The 18,437-nt window shown below is 61.9% G+C and carries 17 protein-coding genes; 9 read left to right on the top strand and 8 right to left on the bottom strand.

What is annotated here, in order from left to right:
* The first annotated feature begins 19 nt into the window (after positions 1-19).
* The 3 genes from ISG32_RS06895 to ISG32_RS06905 all read left to right on the top strand — a co-directional run bounded on the left by ISG32_RS06895 (position 20) and on the right by ISG32_RS06905 (position 3,985).
* Positions 20-1,885 carry a beta-galactosidase gene (locus tag ISG32_RS06895; RefSeq protein ID WP_228529627.1) on the top strand — a complete coding sequence of 622 codons (1,866 nt, stop codon included), beginning with the start codon at positions 20-22 and terminating at the stop codon, positions 1,883-1,885.
* A gap of 57 nt (positions 1,886-1,942) precedes the next feature.
* Positions 1,943-2,731: an HAD-IIB family hydrolase gene (locus ISG32_RS06900; RefSeq protein WP_194770253.1), complete on the top strand. Its 789-nt coding sequence runs from the start codon at positions 1,943-1,945 to the stop codon at positions 2,729-2,731.
* 144 nt (positions 2,732-2,875) lie between these two features.
* Positions 2,876-3,985, top strand: coding sequence for an acyltransferase family protein (locus ISG32_RS06905; protein ID WP_194770254.1), 1,110 nt, complete (start codon positions 2,876-2,878; stop codon positions 3,983-3,985).
* A gap of 204 nt (positions 3,986-4,189) precedes the next feature.
* Here the strand turns inward: ISG32_RS06905 and ISG32_RS06910 are convergent, their stop codons facing one another.
* The 6 genes from ISG32_RS06910 to ISG32_RS06935 all read right to left on the bottom strand — a co-directional run bounded on the left by ISG32_RS06910 (position 4,190) and on the right by ISG32_RS06935 (position 9,662).
* Positions 4,190-4,927, bottom strand: a complete 738-nt coding sequence (locus tag ISG32_RS06910; protein WP_194770255.1) for an amino acid ABC transporter ATP-binding protein — start codon at positions 4,925-4,927, stop codon at positions 4,190-4,192.
* 30 nt (positions 4,928-4,957) lie between these two features.
* The gene (locus tag ISG32_RS06915; RefSeq protein ID WP_194770256.1) at positions 4,958-5,629 is read right to left on the bottom strand and encodes an amino acid ABC transporter permease; all 672 of its coding nucleotides are present in this window, start codon (positions 5,627-5,629) and stop codon (positions 4,958-4,960) included.
* 1 nt (position 5,630) lies between these two features.
* A complete protein-coding gene (locus tag ISG32_RS06920; protein ID WP_194770257.1) occupies positions 5,631-6,383 on the bottom strand; it encodes an amino acid ABC transporter permease in 753 nt (250 codons plus the stop codon).
* 166 nt (positions 6,384-6,549) lie between these two features.
* On the bottom strand, positions 6,550-7,452 hold the full coding sequence (locus ISG32_RS06925) for a transporter substrate-binding domain-containing protein (protein ID WP_194770258.1): 903 nt from the start codon (positions 7,450-7,452) through the stop codon (positions 6,550-6,552).
* 133 nt (positions 7,453-7,585) lie between these two features.
* Positions 7,586-8,485 carry an amino acid ABC transporter substrate-binding protein gene (locus tag ISG32_RS06930; RefSeq protein ID WP_194770259.1) on the bottom strand — a complete coding sequence of 300 codons (900 nt, stop codon included), beginning with the start codon at positions 8,483-8,485 and terminating at the stop codon, positions 7,586-7,588.
* Positions 8,486-8,717: 232 nt separating this feature from the next.
* Positions 8,718-9,662 carry a LysR substrate-binding domain-containing protein gene (locus ISG32_RS06935; protein WP_194770260.1) on the bottom strand — a complete coding sequence of 315 codons (945 nt, stop codon included), beginning with the start codon at positions 9,660-9,662 and terminating at the stop codon, positions 8,718-8,720.
* 249 nt (positions 9,663-9,911) lie between these two features.
* Between ISG32_RS06935 and ISG32_RS06940 the strand changes: the two genes are divergently transcribed.
* The 5 genes from ISG32_RS06940 (at position 9,912) to ISG32_RS06960 (ending at position 15,027) form a co-directional block, all read left to right on the top strand.
* Positions 9,912-10,517, top strand: coding sequence for a TRAP transporter small permease (locus ISG32_RS06940; RefSeq protein ID WP_194770261.1), 606 nt, complete (start codon positions 9,912-9,914; stop codon positions 10,515-10,517).
* Positions 10,514-11,812: a TRAP transporter large permease gene (locus ISG32_RS06945; protein ID WP_194770262.1), complete on the top strand. Its 1,299-nt coding sequence runs from the start codon at positions 10,514-10,516 to the stop codon at positions 11,810-11,812. The genes ISG32_RS06940 and ISG32_RS06945 overlap by 4 nt, the downstream gene beginning before the upstream one ends.
* A gap of 61 nt (positions 11,813-11,873) precedes the next feature.
* The gene (locus ISG32_RS06950) at positions 11,874-12,914 is read left to right on the top strand and encodes a DctP family TRAP transporter solute-binding subunit (protein WP_194770263.1); all 1,041 of its coding nucleotides are present in this window, start codon (positions 11,874-11,876) and stop codon (positions 12,912-12,914) included.
* 89 nt (positions 12,915-13,003) lie between these two features.
* Positions 13,004-14,011 (top strand): thiamine pyrophosphate-dependent dehydrogenase E1 component subunit alpha, encoded by a 1,008-nt coding sequence (locus ISG32_RS06955; RefSeq protein WP_228529629.1) that lies wholly within the window; start codon positions 13,004-13,006, stop codon positions 14,009-14,011.
* Complete coding sequence (locus ISG32_RS06960) at positions 14,008-15,027, top strand: alpha-ketoacid dehydrogenase subunit beta (protein ID WP_194770264.1); 1,020 nt, start codon at positions 14,008-14,010, stop codon at positions 15,025-15,027. Before ISG32_RS06955 ends, ISG32_RS06960 begins: the two co-directional genes overlap by 4 nt.
* Here the strand turns inward: ISG32_RS06960 and ISG32_RS06965 are convergent, their stop codons facing one another.
* Complete coding sequence (locus ISG32_RS06965) at positions 15,028-16,884, bottom strand: ABCB family ABC transporter ATP-binding protein/permease (protein WP_194770265.1); 1,857 nt, start codon at positions 16,882-16,884, stop codon at positions 15,028-15,030.
* Between the two features lie 207 nt (positions 16,885-17,091).
* On the opposite strand from ISG32_RS06965, the gene ISG32_RS06970 reads away from it, so the two are divergent.
* Positions 17,092-17,538, top strand: coding sequence for an acyl-CoA thioesterase (locus ISG32_RS06970; RefSeq protein ID WP_228529630.1), 447 nt, complete (start codon positions 17,092-17,094; stop codon positions 17,536-17,538).
* A 182-nt stretch (positions 17,539-17,720) separates the two neighbouring features.
* Here ISG32_RS06970 and ISG32_RS06975 read toward each other — a convergent pair whose 3' ends face one another.
* Positions 17,721-18,311 carry a bactofilin family protein gene (locus tag ISG32_RS06975; protein ID WP_194770266.1) on the bottom strand — a complete coding sequence of 197 codons (591 nt, stop codon included), beginning with the start codon at positions 18,309-18,311 and terminating at the stop codon, positions 17,721-17,723.
* Positions 18,312-18,437: the final 126 nt, after the last annotated feature.

Consider the following 18,437-nt stretch of genomic DNA (forward strand, 5'->3'; position numbering starts at 1 on the left):
TTCCAAGCTCCATCTCTGCATGCGTCTGCCTTCCCGTCCATTTCGCTCTGCCCTTCCGTCCTTCGCCGCCTCCCTGATCCTCCATGCGGTCATTGCGCCGGCCTGCGCGGCGGACGCTGCCCACAGGTCGCCGCTCGTCGTCGCTCCGACCGTGGAGGGCATGTATGTCTGCCCCAGTGCGACAGCCGATATGCAGCGCGTTGCCAGCCATGTGCAGGCGGCGCAGGAGTGCAGCCGACGTGGGGAAACAGGATCCGCCGCCGTCAATGCGCTGCTGGACACCCTGGAGCCCGGTGGCCCGAAAGGTGATGTACAGGTGGGATTCACGCTCACGCTGCAATTGCTCGGGCTCTACAGAAAGACCGACTCAGGGTGGAAAATCAACGATGACCACGTGAATGCGTCACTGCAACTCATTCGCGAAATCAAACGGCCGGTCGTCATCTATCTCGCGGCGGACCACTTCGACACCGTTGGTCCACTTGCCGAAGAGCTCGGAAAGGACCCGCGCAATCTCATGTGGCTGAGCGACGGAACGCCACCGCAGCTGGGCTATTTTGGCTACACGATCCTGCCCTACACGCTGTCGACCGATCCTTCGATTCCGGTGAACATGTACCGGTATGCTGCGCTTGAATACATTGCCAGCAAGCTCCAAACGCTGCCCAAAGAAGCGCAGGAGCGTATCGTCGCGGTAAATCTGGTGGGTGAGCTTCACCACATGTTCCCAGACTTCGAGAACGGCATGGGTTTGAAGCAGGACATGCGCGTCACGGACTACAGCCCTGCGTCAGTCGCCGGATTCAAGACATGGCTGCGAGCCAAGTACGGAACGGTGGAGACGCTGTCCAGACGCATGGGACTGCAATTTGCGAGCTTTGAAGAAGTTCCGGCGCCGACCAAGGACATCCGCAAAGACAAGCTGCAAAGCTTTGGTGAGCACTACGACGCCTACGCGGATGGAGTGCTCCCCATCGGTGGATGGCTGTGGGATCCCAAGGGAGCCGTCAAGCGGCTGGATCTCTACGTCGATGGCAAGCAGGCAGGCACCGTCAGCCAACAGTTGAATCGTCTCGATGTGTACCGTGCCGTGGAAGAGATCACCTCGGCCAATACGGGCTACCGCATCGACTATGACTACAGTGGCCTCAGGCCCGGCAAGCATATCGCGCAGATCGTCGCGATCTCGGACGACAAGCGCAAATCGCTTCTGGGCGAACGGGAGTTCGTGGTGGTTCCGCGCGATCAGTCAACCATCGGATCACGCGCGCCAGCGGGCCTTCGAAATCTTGCACCCACCGAGAAGACGCTGCCTGGCATCCGCACCTACATGGACATGCCCAAGCCGTTGCAGGATCTGTATTTCAATCCGCTGGCACGCGATTGGAACGAATACCGTGCTACTCAAGTCTACGGCTTTCTGGAAGACTTTCACGCACGCGCCCTGAAGGCGGGAATCCCGGCAGACAAGCTCTATTCCCACCAGATCGTGCCGAACGTGAATTCTTCCTGGAACCAACAGCTGTTCGCTTCCGACACGACGCTGCGCGGCAGCACGCCATGGAAGCAGGGGCTCAACATGTACGGTGGCTCCACCGACAGTCCGTGGATGAAGTTCTTCATCGCGCAACGCAAGATCCACGACTACGGGGTTCCCGAATTCAATCCGCAGCAGTGGAAGCTCGACGGCGTGCATCTGGCCGCCATGCAGGCACAGAAGCACGCGGGTGCGCGCTTCATCTCGCCCTACTATTTCTCGGTGATTCCCCAGCGCTTCAAGGCAGCCACGGAACATGGAGTGAATCGCATGGAACTGGGCCCCGACAACCCCAAGGACGGATCGGACAAGTTCTATCGGGCGATCATCGAATTCGCCAGACAGTGACGAGGGCTTCGGCAGACTACCACCAGCCTGCCGAGCGTGCCTCTATCATTGCCGCCTATGCTCCCCCTCTCTCAATGGCCACAGTCGGACAGAATCCCTCTGCACGGCATCTTCACCGACATCGACGACACCCTCACCACCGACGGCGCGATCACGCAGGATGCGCTTGACGCGCTGGCCGCACTGAAGGCCGCTGGCCTGCATGTCATCCCCATCACCGGGCGTCCCATTGGCTGGAGCGAGCCGTTTGCATCGATCTGGCCGGTGGATGCCATCGTGGCAGAAAATGGTTCAGTGGCTTTCCGGTATGACAAAACAGGCCAACTGCAAAAGATTTACCAGCAGGACGACGTCACCCGCGCACGCAACTACGCGCGCATGCAGGAAGTCGCGCAGCAGATCGTGCGCGAAGTTCCAGGTGCCACGCTGGCGACCGACTCGGCTGGGCGCGAGACCGACATCGCGATCGATCACAGCGAATTCACGCATCTGCCTCAGGCGGCCATCGATCAGGCCGTGGCCATCATGCGCGCGGCCGGCATGAACGCCACGGTGAGCAGCATTCACATCAACGGCTGGTTCGGTGATCACAACAAGCTCGAAGGCGCACGCTGGATCGTGCGCGAGCAGTTCGGGCGCGATCTCGACAAGGAGCTGGATCACTGGGCCTACGTCGGCGATTCGACGAATGACCAACTGATGTTCAAGACATTCAAGAACAGCGTCGGCGTGGCGAATGTGACGCGCTTTGTTCCGCAGCTCAAGGATTTTCCGAAGTACATCACGCAAGGCGAACGCGGAGCAGGATTCACCGAAGTGGCCAATGCAGTGCTCCAACTCGCATAATGCGTTCTCGTGAGTAAGGCTGGTGCAAAAAATTGGCGGGTGAAGTCGCTCCCGATTCCTTGCAGCCGCAATGAAGATTGAACGACGCAACAAAATAGCAAGAGGCGTTTGCGCTCGTCGGCAAAGCAAAAGGAACCCGATCCCGTGGATAAATCGCGCAATGTGTCTCGCTTAGCAGTACTTGAAGGATTACGGGGCCTCGCGGTCTCCATGGTTTTCATCATGCACCTGCAGTCGTATACGCCAGTGCTTTGGCCAGGCCAATCGGCATTTGGTGCAAGCTCTGGAGTCGCGCGGATTCTCAGCACGTTTTGGATCGGAGTGGATCTGTTCTTTGTGCTCAGTGGGTTCTTCATCACACTCGCCGTTCTGCGTCCTCCGGACTGGAACTCGGTTCAATTCCTGAAGAACAGATCCACCCGCATTCTTCCCGCCTACTATGTCTCGATGATCTTTGCGATCGTCACCTTGCAGGTCAGCATGCTGCTGACGACACACGGTTGGACAGACTTGTTCATGCATCTGCTTTTGATGCACCACCTGCAGGAATGGTCCTTCTTCTCGATCAACGGGCCGTATTGGTCGCTAGGTATCGAGTTCATGTTCTATCTGTTCATGATGGCGTCGGCGCCATTCTGGCGGACCAGACACGGCTGGCTCATGGTGCCATTGATGTTCGTGATCGCCCTGACATGGCGCTCGGGAGTCTGGAGTGGAGTGCCAATTGGTCAACGGTTCTTCATGGCTTCGCAGTTGCCCGGCAGCCTTGATGAATTCGCCATGGGTTCGCTCGTCGCGATGGGCTATCTGCGCGGAGTGTTCAGCACACAAGGCACTCGCCGTACAGTCATCGGATTGACTGCACTGCTTGCGGGCGCGATGATCGTTCTATATTGCATGCACGCGTTCTCCAAGTACCCCTACTGGGAGACGCGCTGGTTGGTGTATTTCGGAAAGACTTTGCTCAGCACCGGCTTTACTCTCGTACTTGTCGCATTCCTCTATTTCTCTCAGCAAGAACGCATGCTGAAACTGGTGAAGTTCAGTACGCTCGGTTGGATTGGCGCGGTGAGCTACAGCGTCTACCTCTACCACTCGGTGATGATTCATATCGGTCATCAACTCATTGGTCCTCACACGGGGCCCGGATGGCTCTTCAATGGCATCGTGGTTTCATCCACGCTGCTCCTGTCATGGCTGAGCTACCAATTCATCGAACGTAGATGGCACCCAAGTCTGCCACCCGCGACTTGATGCAGCCCCAACAAGAAAGGCACCCGAGGTGCCTTTCCCTACATTCCATCTTGCTAAAAATATGGCCAGACCCGATGGGACTTCGATCTTGCCAAGTAGAAAGAAGGTCGCGGCGCTCGCTGAGCATCTCGGCAATCGCCGAGGAACATTGCCTTGCAGCAGAGGCCAAGCCCTCCGGAGAGGGCGTGCAGCACCTCAGAAAGATCAGTGCTGCAGGATCTTGTTCAAGAACTCCTTGGTCCGCGGCTGGCGGGCTTCGGGGTTGCCGAAGAATTCGTCTCGCGAGCAGTCTTCCAGAATCTTGCCGCCGACGTCCATGAAGATCACGCGGCTCGAGACCTTGCGGGCGAAGCCCATTTCGTGGGTCACGCACATCATGGTCATGCCTTCGTGGGCGAGGCCGATCATCACGTCCAGCACTTCGCCGACCATTTCGGGGTCGAGCGCGGAGGTGGGTTCATCGAACAGCATCACGATGGGGTCCATCGACAGCGCACGGGCGATCGCCACGCGCTGCTGCTGACCGCCCGAGAGCTGGCCGGGGAACTTGTCCTTTTGCGCCGACAGGCCCACGCGGTCGAGCATCTTGAGGCCGCGCTTCTTGGCGTCGTCCGCGCTGCGGCCGAGCACCTTGATCTGCGCGATCGTCAGGTTCTCGGTCACCGAGAGGTGCGGGAACAGTTCAAAGTGCTGGAACACCATGCCCACGCGGCTGCGCAGCTTGGGCAGGTTGGTCTTGGGGTCGTGCACCGCCACGCCGTCGACGAAGATTTCGCCTTTCTGGAACGGCTCCAGCGCGTTGATGGTCTTGATGAGCGTGGACTTGCCGGAGCCCGAAGGTCCGCACACGACCACCACTTCGCCCTTCTGGATGTTGGTGGAGCAGTCGGTCAGCACCTGAAAGCTGCCGTACCACTTGGAAACGTTTTTGAGTTCAATCATTTTTTGAATTCCTCAGATGGGAGCGACTTGTCAGCGGATGATGGCGATCTTCTTGTGCAGGCGCTTGACGAACCACGAGAGCGCGTAGCAGAGCACAAAGTAAGTCACGGCGGCCGTCAGATACGACTCCACCGGGCGGCCATAGTTCTTGCCCGCGATGTCGAAGCCCTTGAGCATGTCATAGGCGCCAATGGCGTAGACCAGCGACGTGTCCTGGAACAGGATGATGGTCTGCGTGAGCAGCACCGGCAGCATGTTGCGGAAGGCCTGCGGCAGCACGACGAGGCGCATGTTCTGACCGTAGGTCATGCCCATGGCCTGACCGGCGAACACCTGTCCACGGGGAATGGACTGGATGCCGGCGCGCATGATTTCGCTGAAGTAGGCGGCCTCGAACGCGATGAAGGTGACCACGGCGGAGGTTTCCGCGCCGATGGGTTTTCCGATGATCATCGGCATCAGCAGGAAGAACCACAGGATCATCATCACCAGCGGAATCGAACGCATGCCGTTGACGTAGATGGTGGCGGGCAGGTCGAGCCACTTCTTGCCCGACAGGCGCATGAGCGCGAGCAAGGTGCCGAAGAAGATGCCGCCGATGGTGGCGATCACCGTCAGCATGACGCTGTACTTGAGACCCTTCCAGACATAGTTGGCGAACAGATCCCACGAGAAGAATGACCAGTCGAGAGCGAGATTCATATCAGTGACCTCCTCCGCTGGCTGCGATCATGCCCGGCACACGCGAGCGCTTTTCGATGAATGTCATGATGCGGTTCACCACGAAGGCCGAGAACACGTAGAGCGCCGTGACCGCCAGATAGACTTCCACGCCGCGTGCGGTTTCTTCCTGCGCCTGCATGGCGAACATGGTGAGTTCGGCCACGGAGACGGCAAACGCCACCGAGGAGTTCTTGAACACGTTCATCGTCTCGCTGGTGAGCGGCGGAATGATGATGCGAAACGCCATGGGCAGCAGCACATAGCGGTAGGTCTGGAACGTGGTGAAGCCCACCGCCATGCCCGCATAGCGCTGGCCGCGCGGCAGGGCCTGAATGCCCGAGCGCACCTGCTCGGCGATGCGCGCCGAGGTGAACAGGCCAATGGCGAAGACCACCAGAACGAAACCATCCACGCGCTTCAAGGCAGGGAAGATGGCCGGAATCACGTGATACCAGACGAACACCTGCACCAGAAGCGGGATGTTGCGGAACAGCTCGACCCAGGCGTTGCCCAGTCGAACGATCCACGGCCGGTCCGGCAATGTGCGCAAGGTACCGATGATCGAGCCGAGAACCAGCGCGATCAACAACGACAGCAACGACACCGACACGGTCCAGCCCCAGGCGGACAGCATCCAATCCAGATAAGTGGTGTCGCCATTTTTTCCAAAACAGCTTTGCCCGACCTCTTGGGTAATGGTGTCTTGACAGAACACCTGCCAATCCCAACTCATACGAGCACCTCTTTATTCTTCAAATTCAAGAACCGTATTGGCTGCGTTGCGCTGCAATATGCCTGTCATGTGCATGCGATAGTACATAACGATTCACAGCCAGCACGATTCAAAACAAAAGCGCCCCTTCTCCGTGGGTCGAAGGGGCGCAGCTCATTTCGAAAGATTACTCAGCGACCTTGTACTCTTCCATGGGCTTGTCGTTCGGAGCATCCCATGCAGCCTTGGTGGCAGCCGACAGCGGCAGGCCGATCTTCACGTTGTTGGGAGGAATCGGCTGCATGAACCACTTGTCGTACAGCTTGGCCAGCGTGCCGTCCTTGATCTGGCGTGCGATGGAGTCATCCACGGCCTTCTTGAAGGCGGCATCGTCCTTGCGCAGCATGCAGGCGATCGGCTCGACCGACAGCACTTCGCCGACGATCTTGTAGTCGTTGGGTGCCTTGGACTTGGAGATGTTGGCGGCCAGAATCGAGCCGTCCATGATGAAGGCGTCGGCACGGCCGGTTTCCAGCATCAGGAAGGAGTCGGCGTGGTCCTTGCCCATGACTTCCTTGAAAGTCAGGCCGTCGGACTTCTTGTTCTTGCGCAGGGTCTGCACGGAAGTGGTGCCGGTGGTGGTCACCAGCGTCTTGCCGTTCAGGTCCTTGATGCCGGTGATGCCCGAGTTGGCCTTCACGGCGATGCGCACTTCTTCCACGTAAGTGGTGAAGGCGAACGCGGCGTCCTTCTGACGAGCCGTGTTGTTGGTGGTCGAGCCGCACTCGATGTCCACGGTGCCGTTCTGCACCAGAGGAATGCGGTTCTGCGAAGTCACCGGCTGGTACTTGATTTCCATCTTGGCCAGACCCAGTTGCTTCTGGATGTCCTTGAGGACGTTCTCGCCCATTTCGGTGTGGAAGCCGACGTACTTGCCGTTGCCCAGCGTATAGCCCAGACCGGAAGATTCACGCACGCCGAACGTGACGGCGCCCGAAGACTTGATCTTCGCCAGTGTGTCATTGGCTTGCGCGAACGCGGTGCCTGCAGCCAGAACGGAAATGGCAGCGACCATCAAATGCTTCTTCATAAACTCTCCTTGCAAGTGAAGCGGGAAAATAACGAGGGTACTGACTACAACGACTCACGACCCACGGTGCAGTACCGGACAAGCGTAACTCATTGTTTTCACCTCAAGCAAACTATCAACTGGGATTGCACCATCAACCGGGAAGCTGATCTGTAGGGTATTTCCAGAAGTCTCTCAACAAATAGCTGGCAGGCAGATTCAGGGAGCGCTGCGCCGGCGGAATCGGCTTGGTGAACCACTTGTCGTACAGCGCGTTGATCTCGCCGCTCTTGATCATCCGGCGCATCTCGTCATCCACCAGTTTCTTGAACGCGACATCGTCCTTGGGCAGCATGATCGCGAGCGGCTCCGTCGTCAGAAACCGACCGACGATCTTCACCGCCTTGGGCTCGTCGCTGCCAGCGGCCAGTCCCGCGAGCAGCACATCGTCCATGACGAACGCATCCGCCTGGCCTTTTTTCACCATCTCGAACGCCGCCGCATGATCCGGCGCAGTCACTATGTCCATTTGCAAGTAGCGTGCCCGGTTGAGCTGCTCGAGTGCCGCCAGCGGCGTCGTGCCCTTGGTGGACACCACCTTCTTCTTGGTCAGATCGTCGATCGCCTCGATCTTGCTGCCCGCGGGCACGAGAATGCGCGCGCCGGTGATGAAGTGGGCGATGGTGAAGCTCACGTCCTTGCGGCGCGCGGCATTGTTGGTGGTCGAGCCGCACTCCATGTCGGCCTTGCCGGTCTTGACCATCTCCACTCGATTGGCGGGCGTGACCATCAGCAGCTGCACCGGCATGTCCTTGGCGCCTGCCTGCTTGCGCACCTGCTCGGCAATGCGAAGGCACAACTCCAGTGCATAGCCGACGGGTTTGCCGTCCTGCACATACGAGAAGGGAATCGAGGCTTCGCGGTGCGCGATCACCAGCGGCGCGCCCTTGGCGACACGCTCGAGCACGCCTTCGGCATGCGCGGTGGTGATGGAAGAGGAAAGCGCGAAAAGAGCACCCAGGCATGCGAATGCCCGGAGGAGAGTGTTTCTCATGATCTGTCTGCGCTCCTTGATTGCGAGAACGGGGGCAGCGCATGAGCCTTGGAGCGGGGTAACGCTCGCGCAGCGGAAGCACGGACTGCCCAACGAAGACAAGCAGCCGTTGTGTGACTACTGTCAAAAATTTTCAGCGAATGTATCGATCTGAATCGTCGAGCGCCAATGCTAATTGCTGCGGGGAAGTATGCAATCAAATCATGGAATGACCACATTGACGCGTGCACATTCAATCTTCGACATGTGCCGCATCCGTCTGTGACTGCAGGTAGGTCCACAGCGACTGCGCGAGCGTGTTTCCCACCTCCTTCGCATTCGGCTTTTCCCGGTAGGCACGCACCTCCATGGCGACCTGCAGATGCGCGGCGTCGCTCGGTGCGGCGCTCACCAGCTTGCCGGCACGCAGTTCCTTCTTTACGGCGCTGTGCGGCAGAAACGCCACACCATGGCCTTCCAGCGCCATGGCCTTCAGTCCCTCGGCCATGTCGGTTTCGTAGACGCGGTCCAGATGGATGGTGGTCGCCGCTTCCTTCAGGATCAGATCGGTCACGCGGCTCAGATAAGCGCCCGGCGCGTAGCCCAGATACGGCAGCGGCTGCCCCGGCTTGCCCGGCAGGCAGAACAGCGGCTTGCCCTCAGCATCGGGCTTGCAGTAGGGCGCCAGCATTTCCTGGCCGAGGCTCACCATCTCGTAGCGATCCGCGTCGAGCTGGATCGGCTGCGACGGATGGAAGTAAGCGATGAGCAGATCACTGCCGCCCTCGACCAGACGCATCACCGCGTCATGCACGTTGAGCGCAAGCAGCCGCGTCTTGAGCGGGCCGAACTCGGTTCGCAGCTTGGTCAGCCACGCGGGGAAAAAAGTGAAGGCCAGCGTGTGGGGCACGGCGAACACGATCATGTCCTTGCCGGTGGTCGTGTGCGCCCGCAGCATGGCGCGGGTGTTCTGCAGCGCCTGCAGCATTTCAAGCGCCTGATCGTAGAGCGTCTTGCCGGCGCTGGTCAGCCGCGTCGGATACGAGCTGCGGTCCACCAGATCGGTGCCAGCCCAGGCTTCGAGTGCCTGAATGCGGCGCGAGAACGCGGGTTGCGTCACATGGCGCAGCTGTGCCGAACGGCTGAAGCTGCGGGTTTCTGCGAGGCTGACAAAGTCCTCAAGCCACTTGGTTTCCATGACGGGCATTATCCGCGTCCAGCCGCCGACAAAGGGCGTCGGCGCTCCGATGCTCACAATCTTTGATGCTGCAGCGCAGCAATTTTTTGTCGCCGATCTCGGGGAACACCCCGACATTCCCCCGGGAGCTTAGGGGGCAAAATCAAATTCATCACTCGCGCGCATGACGCGGCCTCTCTCATGCACCACATGGTCGGGCAAGGCGTTGGCATCCCTCCGTTCGTTGAATCATTGCTCCCGCCGTTCCAGATGTCCTTTCAATCTCCCGTCGAGCCAGACCCACAGGCCGCATCGGACACCCCGCCAGCCCCCGCCACCCCCACCGCCTCCGACGAGCCCCGGTCCCTTCGCATTGAAGACTGGCTCACCGTCATCGTGATGGCGGCGCTCGCGCTGATCACCTTCGCCAACGTGATCGTGCGCTACTTCACCAGTTCATCGTTCGCATGGACCGAAGAAATTTCCGTGTTTCTCATGATCGTGCTCGCGCTCATCGCAGGCTCCGCCGCCGTGGCGCGTGACCGGCACATCCGCATCGAGTTCTTCTCGGAGAGCGGCTCGGCCAACCGCCGCCGCAAGCTCGCGCAGCTCGGCGCAGTGCTGGTCGCGGTGCTGTTCACGCTGATCGCGGTGCTCAGCATCCGCACGCTCTGGGACGACTACCGCTTTGAGGAAACCTCGCCGGGCATCGGCGTGCCGGTCTGGTGGTACACGATGTGGCTGCCGATTCTCTCCATCGCCATCGCCCTGCGCGCCATCGGCCTGTTCATCCGCCGCTCGCGCCAGTCGGACGTGGAATACCTCACCGACCCCACCGAGTCCGGTGACGCTCCGGCAGGAGGCCAGCAGCCATGATCGCCACTCTGCTGTTCGTTGCCTTCATCGTGCTGATGATGGTGGGCGTGCCCATTGGCGCGGCCCTGGGTCTGGCGGGCGCGGCCGCGATTGCGCTCGCGAATCAGGAGACGCAGTGGTTCGGTCTGCTCGCCGTGCCGCAGAATTTCTATGCGGGTCTGGGCAAGTACCCGCTGTTGGCGATTCCGATGTTCGTGCTCGTCGGCTCGATCTTCGACCGCTCCGGCGTCGCGTTGCGCCTCGTGAACTTTGCGGTCGCCATCGTCGGACGCGGCCCCGGCATGCTGCCGCTGGTGGCCATCTCGGTGGCGATGTTTCTGGGCGGCATCTCGGGCTCGGGCCCCGCGAACGCCGCCGCCGTCGGCGCGGTGATGATCGCCGCGATGAACCGCGCGGGCTATCCGGCGAGCTTCTCCGCCTCGGTCGTCGGCGCCGCCGCGGCCACCGACATCCTCATCCCGCCCTCGGTCGCCTTCATCATCTACTCGGTGCTTGTGCCCGGCGCATCGGTGCCCGCGCTGTTCGCAGCCGGCATGGTGCCCGGTGTGCTCGCCGGCATCGCGCTGATCTTTCCCGCCGTGTGGATGGCGCGCAAACACAAGATGGGCCACCTCGAATCCTCGCTGCCACGTCCTCCGTTCTGGAAGAGCCTGCGCGAAGCTTCGTGGGGCCTCGCCGCGCCGGTCGTGATTCTCGGGGGCATGCGCGCGGGCTGGTTCACGCCGACCGAAGCCGCCGTGGTGGCGGTGTTCTACGGGCTGTTCGTCGGCATGGTCGTCTACCGCACGATCAAGGTGCGCGACCTGTTCATCATCCTGCGGGAGGCGGGCGAGCTCTCCGCCGTGATCCTGCTCGTGGTCTCGCTCGCGGGCATCTTCGCGTTCTCGCTCTCGACGCTCGGCGTGATCGATCCGGTCGCCAACGCCATCGTGCATTCGGGCCTCGGCGAATACGGCGTGATGGCGCTGCTGATTCTGCTGCTCATCACCGTCGGCATGTTCCTCGACGGCGTGTCGATCTTCCTGATCTTCGTGCCGCTGCTGCTGCCTGTGATGAACCATTACAACTGGGACCCTGTCTGGTTCGGCGTGATCCTCACGCTCAAGGTCGCGCTCGGCCAGTTCACGCCGCCGCTGGCCGTCAATCTGATGGTGTCCTGCCGCATCGCCAACGTGCGCATGGAATCGACCGTGCGCTGGGTCGGCCCGATGCTGCTGGCCATGTTCCTGGTGATGATCGCGGTGATCGCGTTCCCGCAGCTGGCGCTGTGGCTGCCGAAATATCTGGGTTATTGAACGATTTTTCTGAACGATTTTTCGAACTGTTTTTCTGACCATTCAACGAGGAGACCAACGCATGAAGCTTCGCACTTTCCTGACCGCCACGGCCGCAGCCGCCGCTGCTCTCGCGCTCTCGCCTTCGGCGGCGCTGGCGCAGCAGAACTACAAGAGCGAGTACCGCCTGTCGCTGGTGCTCGGCCCGCCATCGCCCTGGGGCATGGCCGGTCAGATCTGGGCCGACCTCGTGAAGGAACGCACCAAGGGCCGCATCAACATCAAGCTCTACCCCGGCGTGTCGCTGATTCAGGGCGACCAGACGCGTGAATTCAGCGCGCTGCGCCAGGGCGTGATCGACATGGCCGTCGGCTCGACCATCAACTGGTCGCCGCAGGTGAAGTCGCTGAACCTGTTCTCGCTGCCGTTCCTGATGCCTGACTACGCTGCGGTGGATGCGCTCACGCAGGGCGAAGTCGGCAAGGAAGTCTTCAAGACGCTGGAAAAATCCGGTGTCGTGCCGCTCGCGTGGGGCGAAAACGGCTACCGCGAGCTGACCAACTCCAAGCATGCCATCAGCAAGCCCGAAGACTTGAAGGGCATGAAGATCCGCGTCGTCGGCTCGCCGATCTTCACTGACATGTTCTCCGCGATGGGCGCCAATCCCACGCAGATGAGCTGGGCGGACGCGCAGCCCGCGCTCTCCAGCGGAGCGGTGGACGGTCAGGAAAATCCGCTCTTCATGTTCACCATCCTGAAGCTGCACACCGTCGGCCAGAAGCATGTGACGACCTGGGGCTACATGGCCGACCCGCTGGTGTTCGTGGTCAACAAGGACATCTGGGCGAGCTGGAGCAAGGCCGATCAGGACATCGTGCGCCAGGCCGCCATCGACGCGGGCAAGCAGGAAATCGGCATCGCCCGCAAGGGTCTGGTCGAGCCCGGCAAGCCGCTGCTCAAGGACATCGCCGGCATGGGCGTGACGGTCACGCAGCTCACGCCCGAGCAGCGTGCCGCATTCGTGAAGGTCACCCGCCCGGTCTACGACAAGTGGAAGCCGACCATCGGAACCAACCTCGTGGACATGGCGGAAAAGGCCATCGCCGCACGTCCCAAGCAGTGACGACCGTCCTCCCGACGTAGTACGAAACCGGGCATCTCAGCGACGCTGGATGCGCGGTTTTTTTTCGATTTCCGAGTTTTCAACGAGACATGACCGATCTGCTTTCTCTCTACCGCACCATGGTGCGCATCCGAGCGTTCGAGGACGCCGCCGAAGCCGCGAGTCAGGGCGGCGTCACCTGGGGCGGCGCGGCGACCGACAAGGCCGTCGAAGTGCGCGTCAAGGGCCCCCTGCATCTGTCCACGGGTCAGGAAGCCGTCGCCACCGGCGTCTGCGCCCATCTCACGCCCGAAGACCTGCTCACATCCACGCACCGCGGTCACGGCCACACGCTGGCCAAGGGCGCGGACGCGACGAAGATGATGTGCGAACTCTTCGGCCGTGCGACCGGCTACAACGGCGGCAAGGGCGGCTCCATGCACATCGCCGATTTTTCGGTGGGCATGCTGGGCGCCAATGGCGTGGTCACCGCCGGACTGCCGATCGCCGTGGGCGCGGCGCACGCGCTCAAGATTCGCAAGACCGGCGCCATCGCCGTGAGCTTCTTCGGTGACGGCGCGATCAACCGCGGACCGTTTCTTGAAGCGCTGAACTGGGCACAGGTCTACCAGTTGCCGGTGCTCTTCGTCTGCGAGGACAACCAGATCTCCGCCACCACCAAGTCCGCACCGATGACCGCCGGCAGCAACGCCGCAAGCGCGCGTGCCGAGTCCATGGGCATCGCCGCCACGCGCGTGGACGGCAACGATGTCGAGGCCGTGAGCGCAGCGGCCGAGACGCTGATCGAGCAAATCCGCGCGGGCTCGGGACCACGGCTGCTGCATGCGATCACCTATCGCCAGAAAGGCCACGTGTCGGTCGACCCCGCCACCTACCGCGACCCCGCCGAAGTGACGGCGGCGCTCAAGAACGACCCCATCGTGCGCGCCCGCCATCTGCTGGTGCAGCGCGGGCTGGCAGATCAGGCCGCACGCATCGAAGCCGATGCCAAGGCTGAGATCGACGCGGCGCTCGCCACGGCCAGCGCCGCCCCTTGGCCCGACCGCTCCGCGGCCTACACCGACATCATGACCACCGGGGAAGGAGTCTTTGCATGACCGACTTTGCAACATCCACACCGCCCCGCGTGACCACGATGAGCTACGCCCAGGCCGCAGCCACCGCGCTGGAAGAGGCCATGCGCGCTGACCCGCATGTGGTCGCGATGGGCGAGGACCTTGGGCGCGGCGGCGTGTTCGGCCAGTACCGCACGACGGACGGCAAGAATCTGGTCGACGTGTTCGGCAGCGAGCGCGTGATCGACACGCCGATTTCCGAAGCCACCATCATGGGCGCGGGAGTGGGCATGGCGCTCGCCGGGCTGCGCCCGGTGGTCGAGATGCGCGTCGCCGATTTTGCGCTCTGCGCCATCGACGAGCTGGTGAACCAGGCCGCCAAGAACCGCTACATGTTCGGCGGACAGGGCCGCGTGCCGCTGGTGGCGCGCCTGCCCATCGGCATCTGGACGGCCTCCGCCGCGCAGCACTCGCAGTCGTTCGAAGCATGGTTCGCGCATGTGCCCGGTCTGGTGGTGGTCGCGCCATCGACGCCGGAGGACAACTACGGCCTGCTGCACGCCGCGCTCGCTTCGGGCGACCCCGTGGTCTACATGGAGCACAAGGAGCTCTGGGGCATGCAGGGCGAAGTGCGACTTGGCGAACGCGTGGAGCTCGGGCGTGCGCGCACAGCGTTTGCAGGCAGCGGCAACGGCAACGACGTGACCATCGTGTCGTGGTCCAGGCAGGTGCAGGCCTGCGTGGACGCGGCCAAGGATCTGGCCGCACAGGGCATTCATGCCGAAGTGCTCGACCTGCGCACCATCTGGCCCTGGGACAGGGATGCCGTGCTGCAGAGCGCCAGCCGGTCAAAGCATCTGCTGGTCGTGCACGAAGCCGTGCAGGCCGCTGGCTTCGGCGCCGAAGTGGCCGCGACCGTGGCCGAGCACACCGATGCGCGCGTCTCACGTCTGGGGGCGCCACGCATTCCCGTGGGCTATGCCCACACGCTGGAGACCGAGTCGCGCGTGAGCGCCGCGCAGATCGCGCAGGCCGCCGTGCGGCTGCTCAAGCGCTGATCACGCGCCGAGTCCGACCAGTGCGTCGGACTCCGTCGCGCCGCGCTCCTGGGATTCGCGCTGCAGGTTCCACATGCGCGCGTAGCGCCCATCCAGCGCAAGCAGTTGCGCATGCGTGCCGCGCTCGAGAATGCGGCCGCCCTCCATCACGATGATCTCGTGCGCATCGACCACGGTGGAGAGACGGTGCGCGATCACCAGTGCCGTCTTGTTCTGCGCGGCGCTGCGCAGCTCGTTCTGGATGGCGCGCTCGTTGGCCGAATCGAGCGCGGATGTCGCCTCGTCAAAAATCAGAATCGGAGGATTCTTGAGCAGCGTGCGCGCAATCGCGACGCGCTGCTTCTCGCCGCCGGAGAGCTTGAGCCCGCGCTCGCCCACCATCGTGTCGTAGCCCTTGGGCGTGGAGGCGATGAAGTCGTGAATGCGCGCGGCCTTCGCTGCGGCCTCGATCTCCTCGCGGGTGGCGCCCGCGCGTCCGTAGGCGATGTTGTAGGCGATGGTGTCGTTGAACAGTACGGTGTCCTGCGGCACGATGCCGATGGCGCGGCGCACGCTGGCCTGCGTGACGTCACGGATGTCCTGCCCGTCAATCGTGATGCGGCCCTGCTGCACGTCGTAGAAGCGAAACAGCAGCCGCGCGAGCGTGGACTTGCCCGAGCCCGAAGGGCCGACGACGGCGACGGTCTTGCCTGCGGGAATCTCGAAACTCACGCCATGCAGAATCGGGCGTGCGGCCTCGTAGGCGAACTGAACGTCTTCGAACCGCACGGTCGGCGAGGCACCGCACACCAGCGCCTTGGCGCCGGGTTGATCCGCGACTTCGCGCTCGCGGTCCATCAACGAGAACATGCGGTCCAGATCGGTCAGGCTCTGCTTGATCTCGCGATAGATCGCGCCCAAAAAATTCAGCGGGATGTACAGCTGGATCATGAACGCGTTGATCATCACCAGATCGCCAAGCGTGAGACGGCCATCGACCACGCCCTGCGTCGCGCGCCAGAGCATGGCGACCAGCGCCGTGGCGATGATCAGCTGCTGCCCGGTGTTCAGCATGCTCAGCGAACGCTGGCTTTTCAGGCGTGCGGTGCGCAGCTTGTCCAGACTCTCGTCGTAGCGGCGTGCCTCGTATTCCTCGTTGTTGAAATACTTGACGGTCTCAAAGTTCAGCAGCGAATCGATGGCCTTGGTGTGCGCCGTCGAATCGGCCATGTTGGCCTCGCGGCGAAAGCGCGTGCGCCATTCGGTCATCGAGACGGTGAACGTCACATAGAGCACCAGCGCCGCCACGGTGATCCAGAAGAACCACGCGTCGAACTTCACCGCCAGGATGCCCAGCACCAGCGCGACCTCGATGAAGGTCGGAAAGATGCTGTAGAGCGAATACGAAATCAGCGACTCGACGCCCTTGACGCCGCGCTCGATGTCTCGCGTCATTCCGCCGGTCTGGCGCTCGAGGTGAAAGCGCAGGCTCAGGCCGTGCAGATGCTGGAAGGTGTTGAGCGCGATGCTGCGCGCCGCGCCCTGCGTGGCCTTGGCGAAGACCAGTTCACGCAGCTCGGTGAACAGCGACGTCGACAGCCGCAGCAGGCCATAGGCGAGCAGCAGGCCGATCGGCACGACGAGGATCGCGGCCGCGTCACCGGGCTTGATGGACAGGGCGTCCACCAGATGCTTGAGCAGAATCGGCACGCCCACGTTCGCCAGCTTGGCCGCGAGCACGAACAGCAGCGCGGCGATCACGCGCCATTTGTATTCCATCAGAAACGGCACCAGACGCCCGAGCGTCTGCCAGTCGCTGGCGGTTCGGGGGATGGTCTTGGTGTCGGGAGAATCGGGAGATGAGCCGCGGCCGCGCATAGGTAGATTGCTTCTTGTGGGTGCTTGTTGTTCTGGAGAATCCGGTTGATTGTGCGCTGAAGTTCAGACACGCGTTGCACCTTCATGACTGCACCTGCACAAGGGCTGCTCGATACGGCGTCGGCACGGATGCTGGAGATTCCGGATAATAAGGGTTTACCCTAGATTCACTTTTGTCTTTTGCGGCAACAGTGTCGAACCGATTCCATGACAACAATAACCATGACCGATCCCGAAACCCTGCGCACCATCGCGCCCAGCCTGCCCGACGACAAGGAACTGGTGCTGCGCGTCATTCCCATGCCGGGGGACACCAACAGCAACGGCGACATTTTTGGCGGTTGGGTGATGGCCCAGGTCGATCTGGCCGGCTCCGTGCTGCCCGCCCGCATCTCGCAGGGCCGCGTCGCCACGGTCGCCGTGAAGGAATTCGTCTTCAAGCAGCCAGTGCGCGTGGGGGACATCCTGTCATTCTTCGCCCGCGTGGACCGCGTGGGCACCACGTCGATCACCGTCGATGTGGAGGTGTTCGCCGAGCGCATGTCGCTGCAGGGCCAGCACATCAAGGTGACGGAAGCGACGCTGACCTATGTCGCCATCGACGAACAGGGCCATTCGCGCGCCATTCCCAAGAAGGACGCCAAGAAGGCTTGAAGCGTGGCGGACGGCTCCCGCAGGATCTCGCCGGGATCTGATCGGGATCTCCCAAGGATGCCAAGCCCCAGAAAACGAAAAGGCGATGCATTCAATATGCATCGCCTTTTTCATCGCTCACTCACTCGCCGCAGGGCAACCTCTGCGTTGCCCAAGGATTGCGGCAGGAGTCGTGCTGACGATCAGGAAGCCGCTGCGGCGGGTGCCGACGACGTGCTGCCGCTCGCGGACGACGAGGAAGCGCCGCTGCGCGAGGCACCGTTGCCGATGCCGGCCTCGATTTCACCGGACAGCTGGCCGCCCTCTTCGATCACGACCTTGCCGTAGCGGATCTTGCCGCTGACCTTGCCGGTGCTGTAGATCACGAGCTTGTCGCGCACCGTCAGGGTGCCGTTGAATTCGCCATGGATTTCGGCGATGTCGATCTCGGCCGAGCCGCGGAATGCGCCCTGCTCGGCGATCTGGATCACGCGCGAGTCCATGGTCGCCTCGACCGTGCCTTCCACCACCAAGGTGTCGCAATCGGTGATCTCGACGCCCTTGAGCTTGATGTTCGGGCCGACGGTCAGCTTGCTGCCGGCCGACTCATTGGCGACGCTCGAAACGGATTTGTTCACTACGGCTCCCAGGCCTGTTGCTGAAGACGACGAGGCAGCCGCGGTCGAGCCGCTGCCGCCGGACAACGATGATCCGCTGCCCAGTACCGAGCTCGGCTGGCGAGGTTGCAGTACATCAGAATCACGTTTGCCGAAAAATGGGTTTTGCACAGCCATCAATTCTCCTTGAAATAACACTCAACCAGAAACTGCACAGTTTCTGTTCATCGGGCACCTTACGCACATGCGCGGTCAGCGTCAAACAAGCCCCGCCGATCCGCTCGGGCTCGTCCAACGAGTTCC

It is taken from the genome of Diaphorobacter caeni (assembly GCF_015354245.1).
GTDB lineage: Bacteria > Pseudomonadota > Gammaproteobacteria > Burkholderiales > Burkholderiaceae_C > Diaphorobacter_A > Diaphorobacter_A caeni.